The organism is Amycolatopsis sp. NPDC051102 (assembly GCF_040682815.1).
Taxonomy (GTDB): domain Bacteria; phylum Actinomycetota; class Actinomycetes; order Mycobacteriales; family Pseudonocardiaceae; genus Amycolatopsis.
In genome coordinates this window covers 574,979-600,195 of record NZ_JBFBBT010000002.1, presented here as the reverse complement: position 1 = coordinate 600,195, position 25,217 = coordinate 574,979, and the positions used below count along the sequence as shown (strand labels likewise).

General features: G+C 69.6%; 24 protein-coding genes and 3 pseudogenes. 13 read left to right on the top strand and 14 right to left on the bottom strand.

The window, feature by feature from the left end; all coding sequences use genetic code 11:
* A complete protein-coding gene (locus AB0M93_RS08695) occupies positions 1 to 501 on the top strand; it encodes an RDD family protein (protein WP_364269890.1) in 501 nt (166 codons plus the stop codon).
* 62 nt (positions 502 to 563) lie between these two features.
* Positions 564 to 2,261 (top strand): alpha/beta fold hydrolase, encoded by a 1,698-nt coding sequence (locus AB0M93_RS08690; RefSeq protein WP_364269888.1) that lies wholly within the window; start codon positions 564 to 566, stop codon positions 2,259 to 2,261.
* Between the two features lie 324 nt (positions 2,262 to 2,585).
* Here AB0M93_RS08690 and AB0M93_RS08685 read toward each other — a convergent pair whose 3' ends face one another.
* Positions 2,586 to 3,554, bottom strand: coding sequence for an AraC family transcriptional regulator (locus tag AB0M93_RS08685; RefSeq protein WP_364269886.1), 969 nt, complete (start codon positions 3,552 to 3,554; stop codon positions 2,586 to 2,588).
* A gap of 81 nt (positions 3,555 to 3,635) precedes the next feature.
* Here AB0M93_RS08685 and AB0M93_RS08680 point away from each other — a divergent pair, with 81 nt between their 5' ends.
* A complete protein-coding gene (locus AB0M93_RS08680) occupies positions 3,636 to 4,463 on the top strand; it encodes an NAD(P)H-binding protein (protein ID WP_364269884.1) in 828 nt (275 codons plus the stop codon).
* 70 nt (positions 4,464 to 4,533) lie between these two features.
* Here AB0M93_RS08680 and AB0M93_RS08675 read toward each other — a convergent pair whose 3' ends face one another.
* From AB0M93_RS08675 to AB0M93_RS08660, 4 genes and pseudogenes are all read right to left on the bottom strand, one after another.
* Positions 4,534 to 4,923, bottom strand: coding sequence for a nuclear transport factor 2 family protein (locus tag AB0M93_RS08675; RefSeq protein WP_364269882.1), 390 nt, complete (start codon positions 4,921 to 4,923; stop codon positions 4,534 to 4,536).
* A gap of 649 nt (positions 4,924 to 5,572) precedes the next feature.
* Positions 5,573 to 6,052, bottom strand: a complete 480-nt coding sequence (locus AB0M93_RS08670) for a peptidase inhibitor family I36 protein (RefSeq protein ID WP_364269880.1) — start codon at positions 6,050 to 6,052, stop codon at positions 5,573 to 5,575.
* 464 nt (positions 6,053 to 6,516) lie between these two features.
* A pseudogene (locus tag AB0M93_RS08665) lies at positions 6,517 to 6,789 on the bottom strand (transposase); the annotation flags it as partial.
* Positions 6,790 to 6,820: 31 nt separating this feature from the next.
* Positions 6,821 to 8,464 (bottom strand): FAD-binding protein, encoded by a 1,644-nt coding sequence (locus AB0M93_RS08660; protein WP_364269878.1) that lies wholly within the window; start codon positions 8,462 to 8,464, stop codon positions 6,821 to 6,823.
* Between the two features lie 275 nt (positions 8,465 to 8,739).
* Here AB0M93_RS08660 and AB0M93_RS08655 point away from each other — a divergent pair, with 275 nt between their 5' ends.
* Positions 8,740 to 9,309, top strand: coding sequence for a TetR family transcriptional regulator C-terminal domain-containing protein (locus AB0M93_RS08655; protein ID WP_364269876.1), 570 nt, complete (start codon positions 8,740 to 8,742; stop codon positions 9,307 to 9,309).
* A 292-nt stretch (positions 9,310 to 9,601) separates the two neighbouring features.
* Here AB0M93_RS08655 and AB0M93_RS08650 read toward each other — a convergent pair whose 3' ends face one another.
* Entirely contained in the window at positions 9,602 to 10,030 is a 429-nt protein-coding gene (locus tag AB0M93_RS08650; RefSeq protein WP_364269874.1) for a spore-associated protein A, read from the bottom strand.
* 131 nt (positions 10,031 to 10,161) lie between these two features.
* On the opposite strand from AB0M93_RS08650, the pseudogene AB0M93_RS08645 reads away from it, so the two are divergent.
* A pseudogene (locus tag AB0M93_RS08645) lies at positions 10,162 to 10,802 on the top strand (AfsR/SARP family transcriptional regulator).
* On the opposite strand, the gene AB0M93_RS08640 reads toward AB0M93_RS08645, so the two are convergent.
* Positions 10,706 to 11,788 carry an aldo/keto reductase gene (locus tag AB0M93_RS08640; protein WP_364269872.1) on the bottom strand — a complete coding sequence of 361 codons (1,083 nt, stop codon included), beginning with the start codon at positions 11,786 to 11,788 and terminating at the stop codon, positions 10,706 to 10,708. The pseudogene AB0M93_RS08645 and the gene AB0M93_RS08640 sit on opposite strands and share 97 nt — an antisense overlap.
* 158 nt (positions 11,789 to 11,946) lie before the next feature.
* Between AB0M93_RS08640 and AB0M93_RS08635 the strand changes: the two genes are divergently transcribed.
* Positions 11,947 to 12,774, top strand: a complete 828-nt coding sequence (locus tag AB0M93_RS08635) for a helix-turn-helix transcriptional regulator (RefSeq protein WP_364269870.1) — start codon at positions 11,947 to 11,949, stop codon at positions 12,772 to 12,774.
* A gap of 286 nt (positions 12,775 to 13,060) precedes the next feature.
* On the opposite strand, the gene AB0M93_RS08630 is transcribed toward AB0M93_RS08635, so the two are convergent.
* The 4 genes from AB0M93_RS08630 to AB0M93_RS08615 all read right to left on the bottom strand — a co-directional run bounded on the left by AB0M93_RS08630 (position 13,061) and on the right by AB0M93_RS08615 (position 16,255).
* Positions 13,061 to 13,831, bottom strand: coding sequence for an ABC transporter permease (locus AB0M93_RS08630; protein ID WP_364269868.1), 771 nt, complete (start codon positions 13,829 to 13,831; stop codon positions 13,061 to 13,063).
* Positions 13,832 to 13,840: 9 nt separating this feature from the next.
* Complete coding sequence (locus tag AB0M93_RS08625) at positions 13,841 to 14,932, bottom strand: serine hydrolase domain-containing protein (protein WP_364269867.1); 1,092 nt, start codon at positions 14,930 to 14,932, stop codon at positions 13,841 to 13,843.
* Between the two features lie 505 nt (positions 14,933 to 15,437).
* The gene (locus tag AB0M93_RS08620; RefSeq protein WP_364269865.1) at positions 15,438 to 15,881 is read right to left on the bottom strand and encodes a hypothetical protein; all 444 of its coding nucleotides are present in this window, start codon (positions 15,879 to 15,881) and stop codon (positions 15,438 to 15,440) included.
* A complete protein-coding gene (locus AB0M93_RS08615; RefSeq protein ID WP_364269863.1) occupies positions 15,857 to 16,255 on the bottom strand; it encodes a helix-turn-helix transcriptional regulator in 399 nt (132 codons plus the stop codon). The genes AB0M93_RS08620 and AB0M93_RS08615 overlap by 25 nt, the downstream gene beginning before the upstream one ends.
* 30 nt (positions 16,256 to 16,285) lie before the next feature.
* Here AB0M93_RS08615 and AB0M93_RS08610 point away from each other — a divergent pair.
* A pseudogene (locus tag AB0M93_RS08610) lies at positions 16,286 to 16,492 on the top strand (transposase); the annotation flags it as partial.
* Positions 16,493 to 16,634: 142 nt separating this feature from the next.
* Here AB0M93_RS08610 and AB0M93_RS08605 read toward each other — a convergent pair.
* Positions 16,635 to 17,084 carry a MarR family transcriptional regulator gene (locus AB0M93_RS08605; protein WP_364269861.1) on the bottom strand — a complete coding sequence of 150 codons (450 nt, stop codon included), beginning with the start codon at positions 17,082 to 17,084 and terminating at the stop codon, positions 16,635 to 16,637.
* Positions 17,085 to 17,144: 60 nt separating this feature from the next.
* Between AB0M93_RS08605 and AB0M93_RS08600 the strand changes: the two genes are divergently transcribed.
* Positions 17,145 to 17,453 (top strand): phenolic acid decarboxylase, encoded by a 309-nt coding sequence (locus AB0M93_RS08600; RefSeq protein ID WP_364269859.1) that lies wholly within the window; start codon positions 17,145 to 17,147, stop codon positions 17,451 to 17,453.
* 51 nt (positions 17,454 to 17,504) lie between these two features.
* Here AB0M93_RS08600 and AB0M93_RS08595 read toward each other — a convergent pair whose 3' ends face one another.
* Positions 17,505 to 18,659, bottom strand: a complete 1,155-nt coding sequence (locus AB0M93_RS08595) for an FAD-dependent monooxygenase (RefSeq protein WP_364269857.1) — start codon at positions 18,657 to 18,659, stop codon at positions 17,505 to 17,507.
* 94 nt (positions 18,660 to 18,753) lie between these two features.
* On the bottom strand, positions 18,754 to 19,458 hold the full coding sequence (locus AB0M93_RS08590; protein ID WP_364269855.1) for an alpha/beta hydrolase: 705 nt from the start codon (positions 19,456 to 19,458) through the stop codon (positions 18,754 to 18,756).
* A gap of 90 nt (positions 19,459 to 19,548) precedes the next feature.
* Here AB0M93_RS08590 and AB0M93_RS08585 point away from each other — a divergent pair, with 90 nt between their 5' ends.
* From AB0M93_RS08585 to AB0M93_RS08565, 5 genes are all read left to right on the top strand, one after another.
* Positions 19,549 to 20,172 (top strand): helix-turn-helix domain-containing protein, encoded by a 624-nt coding sequence (locus tag AB0M93_RS08585; RefSeq protein WP_364269853.1) that lies wholly within the window; start codon positions 19,549 to 19,551, stop codon positions 20,170 to 20,172.
* Between the two features lie 494 nt (positions 20,173 to 20,666).
* Positions 20,667 to 21,203 carry a hypothetical protein gene (locus AB0M93_RS08580; protein ID WP_364269851.1) on the top strand — a complete coding sequence of 179 codons (537 nt, stop codon included), beginning with the start codon at positions 20,667 to 20,669 and terminating at the stop codon, positions 21,201 to 21,203.
* A gap of 95 nt (positions 21,204 to 21,298) precedes the next feature.
* Complete coding sequence (locus AB0M93_RS08575) at positions 21,299 to 22,141, top strand: polyprenyl synthetase family protein (protein ID WP_364269849.1); 843 nt, start codon at positions 21,299 to 21,301, stop codon at positions 22,139 to 22,141.
* Positions 22,129 to 24,159: a hypothetical protein gene (locus AB0M93_RS08570; RefSeq protein WP_364269847.1), complete on the top strand. Its 2,031-nt coding sequence runs from the start codon at positions 22,129 to 22,131 to the stop codon at positions 24,157 to 24,159. The genes AB0M93_RS08575 and AB0M93_RS08570 overlap by 13 nt, the downstream gene beginning before the upstream one ends.
* Positions 24,156 to 25,205: a VCBS repeat-containing protein gene (locus AB0M93_RS08565; RefSeq protein WP_364269845.1), complete on the top strand. Its 1,050-nt coding sequence runs from the start codon at positions 24,156 to 24,158 to the stop codon at positions 25,203 to 25,205. Before AB0M93_RS08570 ends, AB0M93_RS08565 begins: the two co-directional genes overlap by 4 nt.
* Positions 25,206 to 25,217: the final 12 nt, after the last annotated feature.

The window sequence follows — 25,217 nt, the reverse complement described above, 5'->3', positions numbered from 1 at the left end:
GTGACCCTCCCGGCCGGGCGGCGAGAAGTGCCGAAGCGGCTGCGGATGGCGGGACGCCGGGTGGTGCAGGCGGTGCTGGACCAGGCGCTCGCCGCCGGCGTGGGGATGTTCGCCGCCCTCGCGGCCGGTCTCGTCGCCATTCCCCTGCTGCAGTGGGGGTGGGTGCCGCCGAAGACGATCCTGTGGGGCCCCGCGATCACGTTCTTCGTGGTCAACTACGCCTGTGACGCCCTCATCCACATCTGGATCCCGCTGCGCCGGGGCGGGATCACGCCGGGCATGCTGATCGTGGGGTTGCGCGTGGAAACCTTGCGCGGCGGGCAGCCGAAGGCGCGCGCCTACGTCGTCCGGTGGCTGCTGATGACGGTGGACGGCTTGCTGTTCGGGCTGGTCGCCGTCGTCAGCATCGTGGTGACCCGGCGGCGGCAGCGGATCGGCGACTTGGTGGCACGGACCCTCGTGGTGCGGGCCGGGCCGGAATCTCCTCGTACTTCTGGTTGATCCCGGCGCCGGGGATGAACGCCATACTCCGGGTGATCATTCACCCGGACGAGGGGCGTCATGTGAAAAGCAAAACAGCGAGCCGGTTCCTGGCCACCGCCGTGCTGCTCGCGGTTCCGGCCGTTCCGGCGGGAACCGCCGCCGCGGCCACGCCGGACCGCTACACCGGCCAGCAGGTGACTTGGGGAGCGTGCCCGTTCCCGGCCGCCGACGGGGCGAAGACGGCCGAATGCGCGGTGATCACCGTGCCGCGGGACTGGGCGAACCCGGAGTCCGGGGTGGACCTGAGCGTGTCGATCAGCCGCGTTGCGGCGACGGGGGAGCGGACCGGGGCGCTCCTGGTGAACCCCGGCGGGCCCGGCGGTCAGGGCAGCTCCCTCGCGGGGGCGCTGGCCGGCCTCGAACCGAGCGTGAACGAGCGGTACGACTTCATCGGCATGGACCCCCGCGGCACCGGGCACGAAGGGACCGCGGACACCGGGTTCGGCTGCCAGGTCCCGGCGGGACGGCTGCCGCAGGGGCCGCTCGACGCGCGTGACCGCTCGGCGACGAGCATCGCCGAGCACCAGAAGACGCCACGGGCGATCGCGGAGGCGTGCCAGAGCGACGCGATCGCGCCGTTCATCACGACGTGGCAGACCGCGCACGACATGGACCTCATCCGGACCCTGCTCGGGGACGAGAAGCTGAACTACCTCGGGTATTCCTACGGCACCTGGCTCGGCGCCAAGTACGCGTCGTTGTTCCCGGGCCACGCGGGCAAGGTGGTGCTCGACTCCAGCGTCGACTTCGAGGGCCGGCTGCAGGCCGCCTTCGAGGCGTTCCCGATGATCGGCCAGCGGCAGACCGACGAGGTCTTCGTGCCGTGGCTGGCCCGTCAGTTCCCGGCCCAGCTGGGCGCGTCGCCGGCCGAGGTGAAGCAGAAGATCGAGCGGCTGCGCGGTTTCTACGCCGGGCTCGGCGTGGCGCCCGACCAGTTCGACGCCCTGTTCGTCGGCAACGGCAGCGAGATCCGGTGGCTCCTGGACGCCGCGGTCCTCGTCGCCGGCGCCGGGCAGCTCGACGGCAAGCCCGTCCAGGTCCCGGCGGCGCTCGCCGGGCCGCTGGACACGTGGTCCACCGCCGCGTTCGGCAAGCGGCTGGCGCAGCTGACCGGCGCCGACGTCGTCGCCGGGCTGGCGGCGGCGGAACCGGACTACCGCAGGGTTTCCGGGACGCGGTACGCGGTGGCGTGCGGCGACCAGCCGGCGAAGACCGCCGGCTGGTACAAGCGCCTGTCCGACCGGCAGGGCCCGCAGTACCCGATCTTCGGCTGGGCCTACGGGCTGACCGAGCCGTGCGGGTTCTGGTCCGACCGGCCCCGGCAGGCCCTGGCCGGGCTCCCGCCCGAGATCGCCGGGAACGTGCTGGTGGTCCAGGGCGAGTTCGACCCGCAAACCGGTTACGAGCAGGCACGTTCGGCGGTCCGCGCGGCCGGGGTCCCGCTGGTTTCGGTCGACGACGCGGCGTTCCACGGCCAGTACGCTCTGGGCGGCAACCCCTGCGTCGACGGCATGGTCAACGTCTTCCTGGTCGCGAACTCCCGGCCGGGCACGGTCACCTGCCCGGGAGTCCCGCTGCCCGGCGAGGACCGTGTCTTTCCGGTGGCCGGCCCGGTCACCGGCCGCCACGTGGCGACGACGAGCGCCGCCGGCACCGGTGATCCGGCGTTGCGCGCGGCCGTGCGGCACCGCATCGGCGAGCTCAACGACGGGCGCTGACGAGCTGAACGCCGAGGAGGCCGGTGCCGGGCGAGCTGCCGCCGGTGGCCGCACGACAAGCTGCGCTTCCTCGATCGCAGCGGCCTGGATCGGCGTGGCGCCGGTACAGGCCGCTGGCCCGCGATCGCCGCGGAGCTGGAGCCCGGCGAGATGACCGTGGGGGTGGACACGCCGACCGCCTCGGATCGTCGGCGGCATGCGCGGTCAGCGCTGTCGCGGTCAGTTCGATCGAGCGGGTCAGGTCGGGCATCGCCCCGGTTCGCGTGTACGGGGCCCGATGGGCCCCCCGCGCGGTGGGCTGCTGCGGCCGGACGGCGTGGCTCATCACCTGCCGGTCATTGCGCTGGTGTCAACGGACTTGCGGCGCCAGACCGAGGGGCTGACGCCGCGGGCGCGTTTGAATGCGACGCTGAAGGCGAAGGCGTCCTCGTAGCCGACCGTGCGGGCGACGGCGGCGACGGTGGCTTCGGTGTCCCGCAGCAGGTCCGCTCCCAAGGCCATCCGCCAGCCGGTGAGGTAGGTGAGTGGTGGCTGGCCGGTCAAGGTGGTGAAGCGTGCGGCGAAGGCGGCGCGGGACATGCCGACCCTGGTGGCCAGTGCGGCGACCGTCCAGCGGTGGGCGGGATCGTCGTGCATCAGGCGCAGCGCGGCGCCGATGGCGGGATCTTCCAACGCCCGGTACCAGGCAGGGAGCACTGCCTGCGGCCCGGCGCACCAGGCGCGTAAGGCGAGCACGAGCACCAGGTCCAGCAGCCGGGTGAGGACGGCGTCCTGGCCCGGTTCGTCGCGCGCGATCTCGGCGGCCAGCAGATCCAGCGCCGGCCGGGTTCGCGGCCCGGCGGGCACGACCGCCAGTGGCGGCAGTATGTCCAGCAACCGGGCGCCGGCGTCACCGTGGAGGTCGTAAACGCCGCGCAGCATGGTGGTTGCTCCGGGCAGGCTGTCGCCGTAGGTACGGGGGGCCGAGTGCCGCTGGGCCTGCGCCGGCACCTCGCCTCCGTCGGGGAAGTGTTTCTTGCCCCGGTGGATCACGAACCCGGGTGGGGTGGCCGGGTCGTCGGCGATCGTGTGGCGGCCGGGTCCCTTGATGAGGGCGATGTCCCCGGGGGCGAGCGGCACCGCCGCGGCGCCGGCGTCGTCGAACCTGGCCGAAGCGCATCCGCCGAGTGCGGCCACGACGGTCAGCGGTGGGGGATCGGCGTAGGTCACCGACCACGGTGGCCGCCGGATCAGCTGCCGGACTTGGGTGTTGCCGGCGCGGGCCCGGACCAGCAGATCGCTCAGCACGTCCACCCGGCCACCGTAGACGATCACAAAGGCATTCGCGACGTCCTCCCATGGATCGTCTTCGCGTCGGGGAGTTGGCTGTCCGGCATGCAGAACATCCTCATCGTCGGCGGCACGGGGAAGACCGGCCGCCGCGTCACCCGGCGCCTCAAGGCTGCCGGCCGGCCGGTGCGAGTGGCTTCCCGCGCCGGCGGAGACATCGCGTTCGACCTCGCGGATCCGGCCACCTGGGCACCTGCACTCGAGGGCGTGACCGCCGCCTACGTCGTGGAACCCGACCTGCAGGCGAGCGGGGACCGCATCCCGAGGTTCGTGGCCGATGCGGTCGCCGCGGGTGTGCGGCGGCTGGTGCTCCTGTCGGCCGGTGGCGTCGGCGAGGCCGACGACCGCCATCCGCTCAAGGCCGCCGAACAGGCCGTGCGCGCCTCCGGACTCGAGTGGACCATCCTGCGACCGGACTGGTTTTCGCAGAACTTCAGCGAGGGTCCCTGGCTGCCGGGGGTCCTCGCCGGGACGCTGTCCCTGCCCGCCGGTGAAGGGCGCACACCGTTCATCGACGCCGAGGACATCGCCGAAGTCGCCGCGGCGGCGCTGACCGAAGACCACCACGGTGGCCGGATCCACCAGCTGACCGGACCCCGGGCCATCAGCTTCGGTGAGGCGGCAGACGTCATCGGCAAGGCCACCGGACGCACGATCCGGTACGTCGACGTCGCCCCCGAGGCGCACATCGAGCGGCAGGTCGCCAACGGTGTCCCGCCCGACATCGCGCGGCTGCTCACCGGCATCCTCGTCGCCATCCGCGACGGCTCGGTCCCCGAGGCCGCCGACGGCGTGGAACGGGCGCTCGGCCGGCCCGCCAGGCCGTTCGAGGACTACGTCACCGAAACCGCCGCCACGGGTGTCTGGAACTGACCCGGCCGACCACCCGCCCGGCTGAATCACCCCGGCTTCGCCGGCAGCACCATGGCTTCGGGCCACATCGCTACCGGCCCGGGATCGGCTCGGCCAGTGAAGCTCGCGACGGCGACGCCGGGAACGGTTCGGCGAAATACTGCGTCTCGTGCCGCACGAATCCGTCGGCGAACTCCATGATGCTCACCGTATTGGTGGGTGCGCCGTCGTAGGTGATCACGCACTCGCTGACCCAGAGGTCGCTGCCGCCCTGGATGCGGACGATTGTGAAATGGCGCTCCGCCGGGTGACCCCCGCGTTGCTCCCGGATCGTCGAGCGGCCGCGGAAGCGCTCCCCGGACTGCGGGTAGTCCAAGATCGCGTCGGCCGCGTAGATCGCGTGCTCGGTGTCGGCATCACCGAGTTCGGAGGCAGTCCAGTGTTCCTCGATCCGCGCCCGGGTCTCGGAGTCACGTGTCATGGTCTTCCTTCCCTGGTCCACACCGGCGCCGCGCATGTTACTCACCCGGCTGCGCGCGGCCGGTCGTACGGATGAGCCGATTTCGACGGTGGATCAGCGGGGTCGGAATCCAGGACACGGAGAGACCGCGGGATTGCTCGGGCGGGAACCGGAGTGTGCCCGCCTCGATGAGGATCGAGCGCAGCTTTGCCGGCGCCACGACCGCGAGCGAGCGCGGCCGCGGCGCCGGCACCAGGTGCTCAGCGGCTCCATTCGGTGGGGCGGCCGGGACGCGGACGACGAGTCAGTTGGGCCCGGGTGCGGGTGATGATCACGGAAGTAGTCCGCATCGGGACCGTGCGGTGTCCGCCGCGGGCGGGCGTCACGACCGCTCCGGCTGACAGCGGAGCGGGTGCCCGCACCGCAACTGGATGAGCCCTGTCCCGCCGGCCGGTTCTCGGTGCCGCGGCAGGGGCGGCACCGCGGGAGCGTGGCTGTCTTCGACGGGAGCCAGCAACTGCTCGGGATCACCACGGCGGCGGTGATTTCGCGCTTCACGGACTGTCCCGGCCGAACTCGCAGCCCGTACTCGCCGACGAGCCGAGCTCGGCATCAAAGGAGCGTGACTTCCTCGAATGCCGAGCTCGCGCCGGATATTCTTTGTCAGCCTTCAGCAGACCCAGAGGCCGTCAGTATACCGGACCGAACCAGTGATGTCCTGGTAGTCGTATGCCACGGAGGTGTAGAGCTCGTCCCATGAACTGCCGTTCCAGTTCATGAAAATGGTGTTTGTGCCCGGCGTCTGGTTGTTTTCGTATGAGCGCACTTGGTCGCTCCAGCCGTAGTCATTTCCGATGTTCACGAACCCGCAGTCGTAGAACTGCAGCTCCTCCCCGCCTCCGTACGTGCCGTTGTAAAGGCAGAGGTACTCGTCCGGACACCCCGCCTTCGGCTTGCCGGACGAGTATGTCACCCGTACACCGTTGGGGAGACTGATCACGCCGGGCGCGATCTGCCGTGCGCCGGGGTTGTGGGAGATGAGGCTCGATATCACCCCGCTCGTCCTCGTTTCCGAAGCCGAGGCGGGCGAGACTGTGAACAGGGTGATCAGTGCCGTCAACACGATCGCGAATATTGCTTCTCTTTTCATCGGCTCACCTTCCCTGAATTTCCTCATGGTCGCGCATTCGGCCGCAACCAGCCACCTGAATTGGCGGCCGGCGATGGCGGACAGTCAACGCGCGGCATCCGCATGAAAGGTTCGAAATAGGATCTGTGATTTCTTCAGGGCGTTGAATTTCCCTATCCTCCGCGAGGTGCCGCTCATTCATGGTAGTGCCGAATGCTTGGGAGCGGTCCCAAAGATCCACAACGGATTACCGGCGGGCGGCCGGCCTCGCACCCGAGCCGATCGGGTCACCGGCGTCACCGCCTAGGAGCTTTCCTGTAAGTCATCGGAGCCAGAGCACGATGGCGGCGATGGTGAGTTCGGCGTAGACCTCGGCATCGAATGCTGGTGGTCGCCCGCCGCGGGAGCCCTTGGCGACGCGGCGGGCGACCGTCCGAGTCCTTCCTCGTCGCAGGCGAGGGCTTCGACGCCGTCGCTGCATCCCCCTTTTTCCGGGCACCAGCCGAGTGCTGATGGGCCCGGACCACGCTCGAGTCGACCGAGATGATCCATTCGAGGCTGCCGACAGCGTCGTCTTTGACGATCACCCGGTCGAGGATCTTGTCCCAGGTGCCGTCCTCGGTCGCGCCACGGGGCACCGGTGCGCAGTTTCCACAAGATCGCGTTAATGACTTGGCGGTGATCACGCCACCGCTGCTGCCACCACCTTGCTGCGGTGGCAGCAGCGGCTCGATCACAGCCCACGCCTTATCCGTCAACTCACCAACTCAACCACTTACGGGACACGCCCTAGCCGCCAATGATATGTCGATCTTCTGTCACCTGCGGCTTCTCGCTTGCAGATAACTCGACTGACAGTGCGTGCCAGAAGACATTCCTGGGATCGTAGTCTCGTTTGACTCGCTGGAGTCTCGGGTAATTTCCTTTGTAGTACAGCGCAGGCCAGGCGATACCGGTCGGGTTCCACTGTCGGCTCAGGACATCGATGTCCGGGTAGTTGATGTAGCACCCGTCGCTCACCGCGTTCGGCACCGGGAATCCGCCGGTGTCGGCGTACACGTCCGAGTAGAACTGCGCCACTCTGCGAATGGCCTCCGCGTCGCCCGCGGCGTCGGCCCAGCCCCCGACGAACAGTGCCTTCATCACCGAATCGCGCTGGGGCAGTGCGGTCGCCTCCGGCGCCACTGCGTTGACCTGCCCGCCGTAGGACAGCAGTTCCAGCGCGAGCATGTCGTTGCCCGGCCGGGTCAGTGTGTCGTGGATGGTGTCGATCTGCGCATCGGTGTACTGACGCCGCAGGTACGCGGCTTTTTGCTTGTACCGGAACGGTTGTGCGATTTGTCCTTGCACTGTCCGCCACGTCGCCTCGTACCATGGGGCTCGGGTCTGCTCGCGCCGCCGGCCGGAAGTCCTGGCGGACAGTGCGTCGAGGTAGTCGTCGAGCAGGCGCTGCGCCCCGGGCAGCGTCCCGTCGACATCGGCGGTGGCCTGGAAAGTTGCAGCGGCGCTGTTGTTGGTGATGAACAGTGCGCTGAACAGCCTGGCTTGCGGCGTGCCGGGGACGCTGTTGCGGGCGTGCCATGCACCGTGGTTGCGCAGCAGTAGCCGGAAAGTGTCCTTGCGCAGGTCCTGCCAGGACCACTCGACGGAGCCGCTGAGCATCGACGCCGGTGGCTGGGGAAGTATGCGGGCGGGGTCCGTGCCGGCGGTGGCGCCGGGTGAGCGCATCCAGTACTTCGTGACGACACCGAAGTTTCCGCCACCCCCGCCGGTGTGTGCCCACCACAGGTCGTGGTGCGGGTCATCGGGTTCGCGGGTGGCGACCACCACGTGTGCATTGCCCGCCCTGTCGACCACCACGACCTCGACGCCGTAGAGATGGTCCACTGTCGATCCGAACATCCGGGACAACGGTCCGTAGCCCCCGCCCTGGATATGGCCGCCCGCCCCGACCGTGCCGCACTGGCCGCCGGGAATCGTGACGCCCCAACCGAAGTAGAGCTTCTGGTAGACGTCCATCAGCCGGGCGCCCGGCTCGATGAGGAACGCCTGCCGCGCCGGATCGAATTCGACCCGGTTCAACTCGACGAGATCGATGACCAGACCGTGGTTGCCCTCGCCGACGAAGTTCTCTTGACCGTGCCCGCCGCTGCGCACCGTGATCCGCCGGCCGGCGCGCACCGCGTCCTGCACCGCGCGCACGACCTGCTCGGTGCAGGTCGGTACACGGAACTGAGCGGGGCGAGGATCGAAGCGCGCGTTGATCCGTCGTCGCGCGAGATCCTCGTAACGAGGTTCGCCGGGGCGTATCGGTGGCGCGGCAACCGGCTCGAGTGCGGCAGGAACCACCGTCGCCGGGGTGTCCGACGTGACCAGTGCTGCTGCCGTGGTGCCTGCGGCCAGCATCCATCGGCGACGCGACAGTTCGGTCATCACTGGTTCTCCCGGTCGGGAAGTACCCCGGGACGCCGGTTCGCTTCGGCCCCTTTGTGCCGCGCCAGAAGCAGCAGCCCGATCACCTTGATCATCCCCGCCCCCAAATGAGTACAAGTGTATTGATTTGAGGGTGACGTTAGCCGACGAGCCGACCTGTGGTCAAATCAATGCGTTCGTATTGAGAAGGAGGGGACGTGGCGGACGAAGGACGACCGGCGGTACGCGGCCGCGGCGCTGCGTATGACCAGCGCCGTGACGCGATCCTCGAGGCGGTGTTCACCATCGTCGACACCGAAGGAGCCGAGCAGATCACCCTCCGACGCGTCGCCGAACGGGCCGGCGTCTCCGTCGGCCGGGTCCAGCACTACTTCCCGAGCAGAGACGACCTGGTGCTCGCGGCGTTCACCGCGATCACCGAGCGCGGCGCTCGCCAGGTCGAGGACGCCCTGCCCCGCCATCCCGACGGCGACCCCCCGGCGGAGGTGGTACGTGCGGTAGTCGGCGAACTCATCCCGCGGACGAGTGAGGAACGCCGGATGTTCCGGATCATGCAGGCGTTCGAAACCTACGCCCTCACTCGACCCCGCCTCGCCGACCGGATCAAGCAGGACTACGACGGGCTGATCACCCTGCTCGCGCTTCTGCTCCACCAGCACCACGGAGACAGAGACGCAGCTGACTCGGCGTTCGTACCCCAGGCCCGTGAACTACTGGCGTTGACCACGGGCTTGGCCGGCCTCACCATTGTCGGCACCATCACCCCGCGACAAGCCCACGACATCGCTCTCCGTCGACTGGACGCGATACTCGACGACCGGTCTCGCCCAGACGGCGGCGGCTAACTCAGCTGGGAAAGCAGGGTTCGGCAGGTGGCGTACGAGGCGTCCTCGGAGACGAGAAACGCGATAGCGGCCGCTACCTCGGCGGGCTGGGCGAAACGCCCGACAGGATAACCTCGGTGATCGCCGCCTTGATCGCGGCGGTGTCGGCGCCGGGGAAGTAGCCGGCCTCGCCGGAAGCGGACATGTCGGTCGTGAGCCGCCCGGGTCGAGTCTCGGCCTGCCCACCGAGGACGAGGACTCCCCGGACGGGGGCCGCACCGACGGTGCGACCCCCGGAAACCCGCGAGCAGCGTCAGCCGCAGTGCGAGTTGTACTGGGCCCAGGTGACGCTGCCGATGGAGCCGCCCCAGTCGATGCACCGGCCCGGTGCGTGGACGTACACCGGTCCGGCGTACGTGGTCCAGTAGCCCGGGTCGTCGTTCCAGTTGAGGGCACCGGTCAGCCGGACGAACGCGTCCATGTAAATTGCGGTCCCCGATGTATTGCGTATGGTCACCACGCAGTTGTTTCCGGTTGAACCGCTGTAGGTGAGGAAGATCGTCCCGCCGGTGATGGAGTGCTGGTCTTTCACGCCGTAGCCGCTGCCGCAGACGCCATTGTAGGTGGCGGCCGACGCGGTCCCGGTGCCGGTGAGGAGCCCGACGAGGACGGCGCCGAGCGCGACTAGCAGGGCGGCCCACCGCCGTGTCCTCGTAGCGCGCTGTTTCGTGTTTTCAGTCAACGGATCACCTTTCATCGATTGCCGAGGGGAAGCCCCCGCCAGTGGCTCGCGGAACGTGGTGCGAGCCGCCGCGGTTCTGATGTTGAGCGGCCGATCGTGTGAACTTCTTGCAGGTTTTCTGCAATGGGCTGATGAAGCCGCGGCCGGTGGATCTCGGTCCGCCCAGGCAGCACAGCTGCATCTCTCGGCTGCGCCGGGCGCTGGGCCCGGCCGAGGGAGTGGCGATCACGCGCCGGTCGTGCGGGTATGTCCTTACGGCCGACGACGCCGAAACAGTGGTGGACCTGCACAGATTCCGCGAGTTGTGCGCCACCGCGAGTGGTTCGCCAGTGTCGACGACGCGGGCCGTGCGGTCATTGACCACTGCACTGGCCCTGTGGCGGGGGACGGCGTTGACCGGGGTGGACGGGGAGTGGTCGAGGCCGAACGCGACCGGTTCGAGCAGGAACGGCTGGCCGCGCGGCACGACTTGGCCGAGGCTCGGCTACGCGCTGGGGACGGCACCGAACTGGTGGCCGAGCTCGCCGCGCAAACCGCGCAGCACCCGTTGGACGAGCGGACCGCGAGCCAGTACCTGCTGGCCCTGCACCAGACTGGCCGTACCGCCGATGCCGTCGCTGTGAACAGGACCGCCTCGGCGGATTCCCGGGTCCGGCCGCCGGGCACGCTGCTCGTTCAGCCGTGCCGGCCGGTCGTGCGGGTCAGCCGGTCGTCGTCGTTGACGGGCCTGCGGGACTCGCCGTCCACCACCTGCCGCCACTGGTCGCCGTAGGTCAGGGCGATCATGTCCTCGCCCGCCATCACGTCGCGGGGGAAGCCGAGCTGCGGAGCGCTGATCTCCTCGAGGACGCGCAGCGCGTCGTCGTCGAGTACGACGTCGGCAGCGCCCAGGTTCGCCCGGAGCTGCTGCTCGCTGGTCGCGCCGAGCAGGGGGATGACCGTGCCCGGCCGGGAACGCAGCCAGGCGAACGCGACTTGGGCGGGTGTCCAGCCGCCCGCTTCGGCGACGTCGACGACCCGGCGCACGATGTGGTCGCCCTGGTCACCGCTGAAGTCCCAGCCGCCGCGGGTGATCCGGCCCTGGCCCGTGCCGTCGAGGTACTTGCCGGTCAGCCGGCCTTCGGCCAGCGGGCCCCAGGCGAGGATCGCCAGACCGTGCGCGCGGGCCATCGGCGTCAGCTCCGCCTCGACGGACCGGCTGAGCAGGTTGTACCGCAGCTGCACGCCGACGAACGGCGACCAGTCACGCAGTTCCGCCAGCGTGTTGGCCTGCGCGATCTCCCACGCGGGCCAGTCCGAAACGCCGACGTGCAGGACCTTTCCGGCGCGGACCTGATCGTCGAGGGCCCGCATGAGTTCCGGCAACGGGGTGAGCGTGTCGCGCGCGTGCACCCACAGCACGTCGACGTGGTCGGTGCGCAGCCGACGCAGACTCGCCTCCAGCGACCGGACGAGGTTCTTCCGGTGGTTGCCGGCGGTGTTCAGGTCTCCGGGTTCGGTCTGCAGGGTGTACTTCGTGCCGAGCACGAAACGGTCGCGGCGCCCCTCCAGGGCGCGGCCGAGGATCGTCTCCGCGACGCCGCCGGTGTAGGCGTTCGCGGTGTCGATGAAGTTGCCGCCGGCTTCGGAAAAGACCTCGAGCATCCTCGTGCTGGTTTCCGGTGGCGCGCCCCATCCCCAGTCGTCGCCGAACGTCATCGTGCCGAGGGCGAATTCGGAGACACGGATGCCGGAGCGGCCGAGCAGCGCATAACGCATGGGTGAACCCTTTCGTGCGGTCGGTGTCCGCGGATGCCGGTCGGCCGTCGCGGCGCCTTTCGATGCTCGTACGCCGGCGCGGGACTGAACCAGGCCGCAGGCTTCCTGGGTGCAGCGCACCCAGGAAGCCGGGCCCGGCGCGCCGTAGGGTTCCGGAGGTGACCGACGATGCATTGGGCGGCTTCCTCCGAGCACGCCGCGCCGCGACGCGGCCGGAACCCGCGACCACCCTCGCCACGTCCGGCCACCGCCGCGTGCCCGGACTGCGCCGCGAAGAGGTGGCGGTGCTTGCCGGGCTGAGCGCCGACTACTACACCCGGCTGGAACAGGGACGCGAACGACACCCGTCCACGCAGGTCCTGGACGCACTCGCCAGAGCGCTCGATCTCAACGCCGACTCACGGGTGCACCTGTACCGGCTGACCGGCCGCACGCCTCCCCAGACACCCCACCCGGAACGCCGACCGGTACGGCAGGAGCTCGCGAAGCTGCTGGAGGCGTGGACCACAACGCCGGCGTATGTGATCGACCGCACCATGGACATCCTCGCTGAAAACGAGCTCGCACGAGCGCTGCATTCCGGATTCGCCGAACCGGGCAACCTGGCCCGGATGACGTTCCTCGACCCCGCGGGACGCGACTTCTACGTCGACTGGGACCGAGCCGCGCACGCCGCGACGGGCCACCTGCGGCTCGCCGCGGGACACGACCCCCGGCAACCGCGGCTGCGCGCCCTCGTCGACGAACTCACCGAGCACAGCGCCGCCTTTCGCGCTCTGTGGAACCGGCACGACGTCCGCGGCAAGAGCCGGGGTGCGAAGCAGTTCCGCCATCCGGACATCGGCTTGCTGACGCTGGGGTACGAGGCATTCGACGTGTGCAGTGCCCCAGGACTGCAGCTGGTCGTTCACCACGCCCCACCGGGCAGCCCCAGCGCGGAAGCACTGGCCCTCCTCGGTCCGCTCGTGGCGGCCACCACTGGATGACACGGAAACGCTCGGCCTGAGCCGGCCGCCGGCGCGCGGTGCTCTGCCGCTCGGCGCCGGGGTACCGCACCGGACTGTGGTGTGTTCGCGTTCGACGAGTTCAGGGCCGCTGACCATCAGACCGCATCTCGGCGCCGGCTGGGTCAAGAGAAACCATCCGGACAGGCATTGCGGCGTCATCGACTTGCCGGCCACGCCGTTGACGGTGATCGCCCGGCCGGAGTGGATCGCCACACTGATCCGGCTCGGCCGGATCTGCTCCGACGACGCCGGAAATCGGCTGCCCTCAGGCGTCGCGGCTTTTCGCCACGGTGATCGCGATCGCGAGCAGGCTGAAAGCGATCGCGGCGAAGTAGGCCAGCGCCCACCCCTGGTCCAAGGGCGTGGTGGACAACGACACCGGTCCCGCTCCATGGGCGCGCGCGTTGGACGCCCCGGTGCCGGTGAGGAACTTCGCGGCCACGTTGAACGGCATCCACTGGTAGATGCTGCTGCCCACGCCGGGGACGATCCGGACCAGCTTCTCGACGGCGAATGCGTAGACCAGCAGCAATGCGATCGTGCCTGCGCTGTGCCGCAGCAGGACGCCCACCGCGACCGCGATGACGGCGGCCAGTGCGTAGAGCACGCCGACGCCGGTTACGTTGACCCAGTCCGCGGCGCTGTCCAGGGCGAGATCGGCGCGGGGTTGCAGCAATGTGGCCACGAACCACGAGCCGAACGCGCCGGCCTCACCGATGAACAGGGCGAGCAGGGCCACCACTACGGTCTTGGCGAGCAGGGCCGGGCTGCGCCCCGGCACCGCCTGGAAGGTCGTGCGAATCGTGCCGAAGCGGTATTCGGTGGTCACCGACAACGCGGCCAGCACCATGATCACGGCCACGCCGAAGTCGTAGCCGTACTGGGTCGAGGCGACGGTGGCGGTGAATTCGGCATCTTCCCGGGTGCCGGCGATGAGAGCCGCGAATCCGACACTCACGAACCATGCGGTCGCCGCGCACCACCAGGGCGAACGCGTGGAGAACAACTTGAGGCGCTCTACGGCGAGCAGTGCCATGGGTTTTCCTTACCTGCAGAAGACTTCGTCGACAAGCTGGCGATAGCCCTGCAGCGGTGTCTGCCGGGTGGCGGTGGTCAGGGACAGTTGCAGGCGGGTGCGGCCGTCGGGGGTGACGGCCACGAGCGTGTGGTAGCCGGGGACGTCGCCGGTGTGGCCCCACACCTGCGCGCCGCAGGACAGCACGTTGGTGCTCAGGCCCAGGCCATAGGTGGCGCCGGAGGGGGACAACGTGGTCATGTCCGTGAGTTGTGCGGGCCTGAGCAGCCGGCCGCCGAACAAGGCCTCGGTGAAGGCGTCGAGGTCGGCGGTGGTGGAGATGATCTCGCCGGCCGCCCAGCCGACGGACGGGTTCATCGCGGTGACGTCGGCGAGAGCGCCGTCGCGGACGGTGTAGCCGTGGGCGTGCGGGCCGGGGATGGCGGTGCGGTCGCCGGGCAGGGAAGTGTCGTGGAGGCCGAGCGGGCGGATGATCCGGTTCCGGACGGCGGTGGCCCAGGATCGGCCGGTGAGGTGTTCGACGAGCAGCCCGGCGACGACGTAGTCGGTGTTGGAGTACTTCGACGCGGTGCCGGGCGGGAAGTTCAGGGGGTGGGCGGTGGCCATGGCCACCAGGTCCCGGGGGTCCCAATGCCGCTGGAGCTCGGCCGGGTCGCCCGTGAGGTCGTCGGAGTAGTTGTACAGGCCGCTGCTGTGCTGCAGCAGCATGCGGACGGTGATCCGGTCGCCGTCGGGCAGCAGTCCCGGCAGGTACCGGGACACGGTGTCGTCGAGGGCCAGCCGTCGTTCGCCGGCGAGCTGGAGGAGGACGGTGGCGGTGAAGGTCTTGGTGACGCTGGCGATCCGGAACCGCCCGTTCACCGGCACGCCGCCGGGCGATCCCAGCCGGGCGACGCCGCTGCGGGCGGTGAACTCCCGGCCGACGGCGGCGATGCGGACCTGCGCGCCGGCGGCTCCGGTCGTGGTCATCAGGTCCAGTGCCCGGATGATCGCTTGCCGGTCGGGACCACCACTCGCGGCCGCGGTCCCGACCATGGTGAGCGACAGCCCTGCGATGCCGGCGACGGCCAGCGCAGCGAACCTGATTCCTCGGTGTCTCAACGAATTCGTCCTCCGGGTCGGCGAGGCCACCAGTGTCGCGGCCGGGCCCGGCCCGGGGCATCCGGGATGATCCCTACCGGACCTCCCGGAGCCGACCACTGGCGCACTTGTCCTGTGGCGTGGCTGTCATCCGGCGGCTGAAGCTCGGGAGCGGTCGGCAGGTCAGCGACGACGACATCGCGGCGATCGTCGACGCCGTCCTGATGCCTTTGCTTCGACGGCCATTCGTCCAGGGTCACCGGCAGGCGATGGATCACAAGCGTATGGGCTCCGTGACCGTTGCGGCTTCAGGCGCCTGCGAGAAGGCACGTCCGTGCCGGACCTGGGCATTGGCAAGACCACGACAACTTCTTCGCTTCGGAGAACCACCGGAAGCTGGTGCACCCCGACGAAGCGGAGTTCGCCCGGCACCACGTGCCGACGACCTGAGCCGGCGCCACCGCCGATGACCGAGCCCGACCGCGTCTGCGTGGCCGCCCGGCCTTGCGGCGTCCGGCGGCGCTGCTCAGGTGTTCGCGGAACTCTCGGCTTCTGCGGGGTCCGGGGAGTGCGCGTTCCACCTCGCCAGCAGCTGGATCGCATCGTGTTCCGGTGAGCCCGGCTGCGGGGCGATGACGGTCAGGACCTGGTCTGCGGCCGCGTCGACGGTGAGGTTCTCGAACGGCAGGGTGAGCTCTCCGATCAGGGGCTGCCGGAAGACCTTGGTGCCTGCCCGGTGCGTTTTGACGTCGTGGGCGGCCCAGCGGGTGCGGAACGCCTGGCTGCGGGTGGCCAGCCGGCCGATGAGGGCGACCAGCGCCGGGTCGTCGGGGTGCCGGCCGGATTCGATGCGCAGGATGGCCACGGAGTCGTCGGCGATTCGGTCCCACTCGGGAAACATGCGCCGGGCCGCTTGCTCCTCCAGGAACACGAAGCGCGCGGAGTTCACCGGGCCGCCGGTGTCGAACATCGGCGCGTAGAGGGCGCGTCCGAGGACGTTGGCGGCGAGATGTCGAGGCGGCTGTTGACCACTATTGCCGGCAGCTGCTCCATCGAGTCCAGCAGCACCCGGATCCCGGGGCTGACGGTGTCCTTGCCCGAGCCCGAGCCCGAGCCCGAGCCCGAGCCCGAGCCCGAGCCCGAGCCCGAGCCCGAGCCCGAGCCCGAGCCCGAGCCCTTGCCCGGCGCCTTGCGGGCCTCGGGGGTGAGGGCGGCGAGCAACCGGCCCAGGTGTGCGCGTTCGTCGTCGCCGAGCCGCAGCACCGCGGCGATGGACTCCACGGCGCCCGGTGACGGGCTGGCGGCCTGGCCACGCTCGAGGCGCAGCGCGATCGCGGTTGCCACTGAAGATCGAGGTCTACAGGGTCCACAGCCCGGCGGCGTCGGCCTCGATACGCCGACCGCGGCTACGACCACGACACGTGCCGCCGCCGGCTCCGCGCCCGCGGCATCACCCCGCTCATCGCCCGCCGAGGCACCGCACACGGCTCCGGCCTCGGCCATCACCCGCTGGCTCGTGGAACGCACCTTCGCCTGGCTCAAGACCTCCGCAGCCTACGCATCCGCACCGAACGGCGAGCGAGCAGCACCGGTGGCGCCGCGGAGGCGACCTCCGGGGAGGGTCAACACCGCGTCCACCGGTTCCTGCGCCCCCGTGCTCCACGGTGCCTCGGTCGCCCTCGGCGGACGTGCTGGAGTCCCCGGTCCCGCCGAATCCGGAACGTCAGCCGGTCTGCTTGTCCGGTCGGTCGATCGCGGCGGTGAGGCGGCCGAGCGCAGGTGCCGCGCGTTCGATGGCGCGCCGGTCGGCGGTGCTCAGTTCGGCTAGGGCATCGTCGAGGACGCGTTCGCTCGCCGCGTCGTAGCGTTCCAGCAGGTCCACGGCCCTGGGTGTGGCGGCGATCCGAGCCGTCCGGAGGTTCTCGCCGGCCCCTCGCTCGACGAGGCCGGCGGCGATCATCGCCCGGAGCAGGTTGCTGACCGTCGATCTCGCCACCTGCAGCTGCGTGGCCAGTGCACCTGGCGTGGTCGAGCCCCCTTGGACCAGGACACGCAGAGCCTCGACCTGCGCGTCCGGCAGATCAGGCAGGTTCGCGTGGGCGCGCGTGCGGCGCAGGAGCGCTCGGCGTAGCGGAGCGATCTGACGGCTCAGGTGTTCGCTCGTCGACGGCATGTGGTCACTATGACATCAGATAGGCTTGAGACAAAACTGTTTTGATGCAAAACTGTCGACATGAGTGATCAAGAACTTGCGGGGATCGTCGGCCATCGCTTCATCTACACGTACGCGAACGGCTGGCAGTACGAGATGTACGTGAAGAACGCCACGACGATCGACTACCGCCTCCACAGCGGACACGTCGGCGGCCGGTGGGTGAAGGGGCAGCACGTCGACCTGGTCCGCCTCGCCGAGGATGTCTACAAGGTGTCGTGGAATGAGCCGACCGGGACGTCGGTGGTCGTGAACGTGATGCGACGCGGACGGCGCTGGCCCCGTGGCTGGCGGGGACTTCCCCGTCCAATACGCGCTGAACTGCCGTGACCGCCGCGAACGCGGGGAATGCGCCCGCCTCGCTGTGCACGCGGGGCAATCTCACCGACCGCTGCTGGCGGCCCGGTGCAGGAGGTCTTGCGCCTCGCGGCCCACATCGTAATCCGCGATCCAGGCGGTGTCCTCGGGGGACCGGGGCCGTTCTTCACCCTCGACGAGGAGGACATCGCGATGGAGCAACTGGGCCGTGCGCCGGACCGCCTGCTGGACCGCGGTCACCCGCGGCAGCCGGAGCCGTTCGTAGAGCGCCAGGCGTTCGGGGACGTCGTTCGGCGAGGCGCTTCGAAGGAGCACGCCAAGCGCGACGGCGTCCTCGATAGCCTGGCCTGCGCCTTGCCCGCCGTGGACGAGCAAGGGATGAACTGCATCTCCGAGGAGCGCGACGCGCCGCCCAGTGACGTGCTCGAGCGGCGCCCGGGTGTACAGGCTCCAGCGGAAACTCCGGGAAACCCGGTCGATGACGGAGAGCACCGGAGCGTCCCAGCCGATGAACTCGGCACGCAGGTCTGCGATCGTCGCCTCGCTGGACCACGACTCGTCCGGTCGCCCCGCCGTCGGGACCACGCCGACGAAGTTGAGAAGCCGCCCTCCTGAGACCGGATAAACGACGAAGTATTTTTCGCCGTCGGCCCACACACCGTGTCTGTGCGCCACCGTATTGGGCACAAGCCCGCGATATGCGACCAGATTGGCGTATTCGAGGGGTGTCGCGGGGAAAAAGCTGCTCAGCACGACTGAACGCAGGCCGTCGGCTCCGAGCAATAGGTCGACGTCCTCGTACGAGCCGTCGTCGAAACGCACGCGGACGCCGTCGTCGGACTCCTCAGCGGAGGTGCACCGCTGGCCGAGCCGAACGCGTTCGAGGTCGAGCAGCTCGCAGATGGTGGTGAGGAGTTCAGCGCGGTGGAAGTAGTAGCCCGGGGTGCCGTCGCCGCCCTCGGAGGTCACGCTCTGCAGCAAAGTGCCGACCCGGTTCATGAGGCCCTCGCCCGATCGAACGCATCCGCGCTCGGCCATACGGGAGCCAAGGCCCAAGCCGCGCAGCAGTCGAACCGCGTTCGGCCCCAAAGCGAGGCCGGCTCCGACCTCCTCGATGGCCGGTGCCTGCTCGAACACAGTCACATCATGACCGTCCTGGGACATAGCGGCTGCGGCGGTGGCTCCGCCGAGGCCGAGACCGACGATTCCGATCCGCATGGTCCTCGTCCTTCGTTGCTGCGGTTGTCAGGAAAGGCGGGGCCCCGCCGATTGGGCGGTCGAAGTAGCCGGAGCCATGTGGCGTAGCCCGCTCTCAGCTTCCGGTGTGTTCGAGCAGGGCTTTGGCCACCTCGTCAGGGTGGGTGAGGATCGTTTCGTGGGTACCTGGCAAGAGGACCGGCTCCACTCCGGCACGTGCGGCGAGTTCGACGCCCGGCGCGGCCAGTGCCCGGTCCTCCTCGGCGAGCAGGTAGGTGACCGGCACGTCTTCCAGGTCTACCTCCTCGAGCGCGTCGAGCATGTAGCCGCCGGGCTGCGGCACCAGCAAGTCGAATACGAGCCGCTGCAGGTGCTCCGGCTCGTCCTGCATGAGCGACTGGCGGAACGACTCGAAGTCCACGGCGATCGAGTGCTCCGGAGATGCCTCGATCGCCGAGCGCAGGAAAGCGCCGACCTCGGGGCTCATCGCGTCGGCCATCGATTCTCCGGCTCGCGGGACAAACGCGCTGACGAACGCTATTCGACGCAGGAGCCCTGCCAGCCGCGGCGCGGCGCCGGCGATCGGGATACCGCCCCAGCTGTGACCGACCAGCACGACGTCTGTCAGGTCCCGCCGCTCGATCTCGGTGACGAGGTACGTCACCGCGTCGATCAGCTTCAGCTCCCGAGCGTCGTCCCCGGCGACGAGCCCGGGCATGGTCAGTGCGATGCCCCGCCTGCCGGCGTCGGCCACCCGCTGGGCCACCGGGTGCCACGCCCAGCCACCGTGCCAGGCACCCGGAACGAAAACGTAGTTCACCAGCGAATCTCCTAGTTTGCACCCGAGCGGTAGAGTTGTGCTCTGCTCATCAGAGTCTCACTCTGATGAACAGAGGGCTACACTATCACCATGTCGACTGCGCCTTCGGGCAACGCCAGGAGCAGACGGGCCGAGTACGCCGCGGCGACCCGGCAGGCGATCTACGACGCCGCGCGGGAATTGTTCAGCCGCAAGGGGTTCTTCACGGTGACCGTCGAGGAGATCGCCACCGCCGCCCGGGTCGCGCCCGCCACGGTGTATGCGGTAGGTGGCGGCAAGCAGGGACTGCTCAAGTTGATCATCGAGGCCAGGACCACGGCGCCGGACGTGGCGGACATCCATGCCCACCTCGCTGCCGCGACGGACGCGGGGGACCTGCTGCGCGACATCGTCAACGCCACCCGGGTCCGCTTCGAGCGGTCCCGCGACCTGATGCGCGTCATCGCCGACACCGCGCCGCACGACCCCGGCGCCGCCGGCGCGCTCAAGACCGCGGAAGCCAGCCTGCGCGACGGTCTCGCCGTGGCCGCCGGCCGGCTGTCCGAGCTGGGAGCCCTGCGTGCCGGTCTCGGCGTGCAAGAGGCCACCGACGTTCTGTTCTTCTACCTGAACAACGACGCCTATTTCACGCTGACCGACCACAATGGCTGGTCGCTGGACAGGGCGGAGTGCTGGTTGCGGGAGTCATTGCACACTGCCCTTTTGGATAGCTAGTGTCCGGACTGGCCTGTGCCGGGATGAGCCGACGAGGCCCCTGGGATGCACCACTTCACCTGCGCAACACGACTGGATGAGGTGTCGCAGCAAAGGCTGCCCCCGAACCCGACAAGATCATCCGCTCGATCCTGGCCAGGCGAGATCGGCCAGAAGCCATCACCGCGCGGTCGTTACGGAACCGGCCGAAAGTGGCTCCGCACGTCCGCTCATCGGCAATAGCGGACGTTCGTGTCCTGTCTTTGACCGGTCCGGGTCGATCCGGCGGCGAATTCCAGTCGAGATGCGACCCGAGCGATCGGGCCGACGACATCTGCCTGGGCAGGGACATCCGCTCCTGTTGGTGGTGGACTGAACATATGTACGGTTGGCGCCTTTCGAACTAGGCCATTCTGGTGACAAGTCGTGCCGTTGATAACGGGGCATTGGCAAGCTGCGACGTGATCAGCGTCCGTTGTGATGACGGAGCACTGAAGACGTGGCGGGGGGCTGCGGTGACGCATGACGATGAGCGACGACTTTCCCGGGAACTGAGCAGGCGCCGGTTCGTGCGCTGCTCAGTAGTGCTGGCGGGAACGGCCGCCCTGGCCGTCGGTGGTGTCTGCGTTGCGGAAGCCGCGGAATTCTCCTGGCCGGATGATGACCTCGGCGCGGTGCTCGCGCTGTGCCGGGCGGTCGCCACGGCTCCTGCGCCGCTACCGTCCTTCGGTGAAGAAGGCACGCCACTCTCGCGGGCGACCCGGGACCGGCTTGAGCAGCGGCTCGGCTCCCTTGCGGCCGCCAGGCGAGCACAGGCACAGCAGGGTGCGCGGGTGTTGCGGGAACTCGACGCTGCGGGCGTGGACAAGGCGCGCGTGATCGCGGGCCTTGGTCGCAGGATCCAAGGTGACTCTGGTGCGAAACGGCTGCTCACACCCGTCACGGCGCTCGCCCTCTCGACGGTGACGACGCACTTCGACGCCGCGGCCGACGCTTCCGCCGAGCTGTGGCTCGACTTCGCGAAGCATTACCACTTGCGCGTCGCGGGATGACGCGCCCGGTCATACGGGACCGGGCATACGCGCTTCGAGTGCGGGAACAGCTGACTGACTTGCTCGCCGGGATTCCGGCGAACCAGCGTGTGCTGGTGGCGCCGTTGGTGCGGGCCGGGGGCAAGGGGCTGCGTTCGCACCTGATCGAGGTGTGCTCCCGGTTCGGCAGGCCCCGCCGGGACCGGCTGGTGGCTCTCGGCGCAGTGGTCGAGCTCCTGCATGTCGCGTCGTTGCTGCACGACGACGTCATCGACCGGGCTGCCACACGTCGTGGTGACACCGCCGCGCACGTCGTCGCCGGACCGGAACCGGCTGTTGTCGCGGGAGCGTTGTGCATGGCGCGCGCCGCGCGGGAAGCGGCGCGGCTCGGGTCCGGTATCAGCCGTGCCGTCGCCGCGGTCACCGCCGAGCTGGCTTACGGGGAGTTGCTCGACGTCGAACGATCCTTCGACACGCATCTTCCCGTCGACCGCTACCTGGACCTGGTTCGCCGGAAGACCGGGGAATTGTTCCGCTTTTGCTGCGTGCTCGGCGCTCTCGAAGCCGGCGCGGAACCCGCCGTGCTCGCGGCGCTCACGGAGTTCGGCGTCGAGCTGGGCACGGCATTCCAGATCATGGACGACTGCCTGGACCTGCAGGAGGATCCTGGGGGCAAGCCCACCGGTACGGACCACGTTCTGGGGCTGTTCGGCCTGCCGACCCTCTACGCGATCCAGCAGAACACGCCGGGGCTGCCGGAACTGCTGCTCTCACCGGGTTTTTCGCGGGCCGACCTGCAAGAGGTGCGCGCGCTGGTCGAGGCGGGCGGCGGATTCGCCAGTGCTGAGGCGTTGGCCCGGGAGCACTTCGACCGCGCGGTCACTTCGCTCGGTGCACTGGCGAGTACCGGGCCGGGCCGCGAGCTCCTCCGCCTCCAGGACGTCCTGTGGCCGAACTGATCACTGTCGACGCCGCGGTGGTCGGTGATGGAGTCGCAGGGTGTGCCACTGCGGCCGAGCTGGCCCGTCACGGCCTTGCCACCACCCTTGTCGGGCGGCCACGGGAGACGAGCGGCGACTACGACGTCCTGCTGACGGAGCGCATGGCGCGGCTGGTCGCGCCGACGGTTCCGCTCCGGCGAGCGGGTGCGTACACGGCGCACTTCGGCGACGACGCGACGGCCGGCTGGGCCGACGCCGGGCTCGTGATCTGCTGCAAGTCCGATCTGGAGCGCCGTGCCGCCGAAAGCGCGGAACAGGCGGGTGCCCGGAGGATGGCCGCAGACGTCGTCGCTGTCGAGGGCGACACCCTGCACCTCGCACTTCCTGAGGGCGGAAGCGTCTTCGTCCGGGCGCGGCATGTCGTGCTGGCGACCGGGTGGACCTCGTCATCGCGGCGCGCCTCGCACGGCGACGCGGTGATCTGCACGCGCCGGTTCCGTGGCGCCTTCAGCACCGGCACGGATATCCACCTTCGGACCCCCTCGCGGCACGGCACGCCGGTATCGATCCGCGTGCTGCCCGCACCGGACGACGACCATCAGGTCAGCGTCACGGTCACCGCGCTGGACGACTGCAGCGAGATCGACGCCGGAAAGCTGATGGCCCAGGCACTCGAAGCCCTCATCGGAGCCGATTCGCGGTACCGCTCTCTCGCCGCCACGAGTCCTTTGGTGGCCGGTGTCGCCGGGACGTCGTTCACCCCCGGCGCATCCGTCACCGAGGGCAGGCTGGTGGTCGGAGACGCGCTGGGCCTGCTCGACCCTTTCGCCGGGCAAGCTCTGGACAACGGTGTCCGGAGCGCGCTCCTGGCCGCGGAGTCGATCGTGACCCACCGCGATGACCCGGGCGCGGCGGCACAGCGGTACCGGGCCGGCGTTGCCGGGACGTTCGCCGGCTACGGCGAGGGCGTGCACGAGCTGTCCCGGCACTTCCACCTGGCTTGGCGCGTGCTTGCGGCAACCGCGCACAGCGAGAACCCGTTCTTTGTCAAGGCCCGCACCTCGGTGCTGGTACCAGGTGGGTTCGCCACCCTGACCCCGGAGTCCGCCGTGCTCGCCGGTTCCCGGTCGGCCCGCGCGCTGCACCCGTTTCTCGCCGGCTGCTCCGAACTGGCACTCGCCGCGGTGCGCGACCGGTGGCCCTTCGTCGCCTCGGTCGTCGCCGCCGGTCGGCACGAGGGCCGGCAGAACCTTCGGCCCGCCCTGCTGTTCGGGGCTGCGCTGTGTGCCGAGGGCGCTCCGCCCGACATCCGCCGCGCGGACGTCGGCGCCGCCGTCGAACTGACCACACTGGGAATGCTGGGGCTGACCGCGTCACCGGTCACCACAACACCCGTCCGCGGGGTCGACTGGGCGTCGGCGAGCGCGATCCTCGCGGGCGACTTCCTGCTGGCGCAGGCCGGAACCCTGATCGCGGGCCGGGACACGGACCTGGACACCGCCTTCGCGGACTGGCTGGCCGAGCTGGCCGAGCACCGTGGTGACCAGCTCGGAGAGGCCCCGAGCAACCGCGACCCGTCGCCGTTTCTCGCTGCGCTGTTCGAGTTCCCGGCCCGGATCGGGGCCCAGCTCGCGGGCGCATCCGACGCAACCGTGGCACTGCTGCGCGAGCTGGGCGCGAGCCTCGGACGGCTCTTCGGCCACACCGAGGACCTGCTGGCCCTCACCGGCCGGCCCACCCGGCTCGACACCACGCTGCAGGGTCTCCTCGACGTGCGGTTGTCCGCCTTGCCGCATCTGCTGAGCGGCGAGGGCGACGTGACGGCGGAAGCCTTGGCAGCCGACCCGGTCCTGGGGACACGGGCAGTGCACCTCACCCGAGTTCGTGCTCGGGCCGAGTACAGCGCGGCGACCGAACTGGCCCGCCGCATCCCCGCGCCCACCGCCCGGGCGATCCTGCTCGACTTCTGCCGCGCCATGGCGGAACCGGCACTGACATCACCCCGAAAACCCACCGGAGAAAGGACGCCCGCATGATCCGCCCGATCACGACGATCGTCACCACGCTGCTGCTCGGCAGCTCACTCGTCACCGGGACGAGCGCCGCCGCGGCAGAACCATCGGGCCCGGCGATCGCCCTGCCTGTCATACCCGCCACCAGTCCACTGCGCGAGCTGCTGAGACCAGGGCCGGGTGTGCACCGGCAGGCGCACACGGCACTGGCCGCGGGACGGGGGGACATCACCGGTGACGGCCGCCCCGATCTGGTCACCGTGTCCACGGGAACCAACCAGATCAGCGTCCACGCCGGCACCGCCGACGGAACCGGCGCGTTCAGCTCCAGTACGACGATCGGGACCACCGGCGCCGACCGCACCTGGATCGGACAGGGTGATCTGACCGGCGACGGCAACCGCGACATCCTGACCTTCGCCACCGACGGGAGCATGCACATCGCCGCGCACTCCGGAACCTTCGACGGCACCACGACCCTGAACCCGGAGTACACCTGGTCCACCGGCTGGCAGGCAGGCAGCCTCTGGGCGCTCACCGACTTCGTCGGCCGCGACCCCAACGACCCCACCACACTCGACGGACTCGCAGACATCCTCTTCCGCTACAGCGGCGACAACGGGTACTACCTCTACGTCAATGAGGGGCCGGACGCCAACGGCAGACCGCAGCTGAGCAACCGCGGGAAACTTCTCGACAACATGCAGGCCGTGACCTCCATGTCGATCGCCGACGTCACCGCGGACGGCTTCCCCGACCTTTACATGACCTTCACCGACGGCAGCGCCCGGCTGCTGGACATCTTCGCCGAACTCGACTCCAGCGGCCACTGGCAGGCCAAGTTCTACACCATCCAGCCGACTGGTGTCGTCGCCGCGGACACGCGGACGCTCACCGACGTCAACGGCGACGGCCTGCCCGACCTCGTGATCTGGCACAAGGCCACCGGCACCGTGACCGCCGACCTCCACAGCGGACTGTGGAACCCGGCGACGCCTTCGTCGCTGTTCGACACCGCACACGAACGCACGCTGACCACCGGCTGGACGGGCTATCGGCTCGCCGCCTGAAGCGCCACGAGG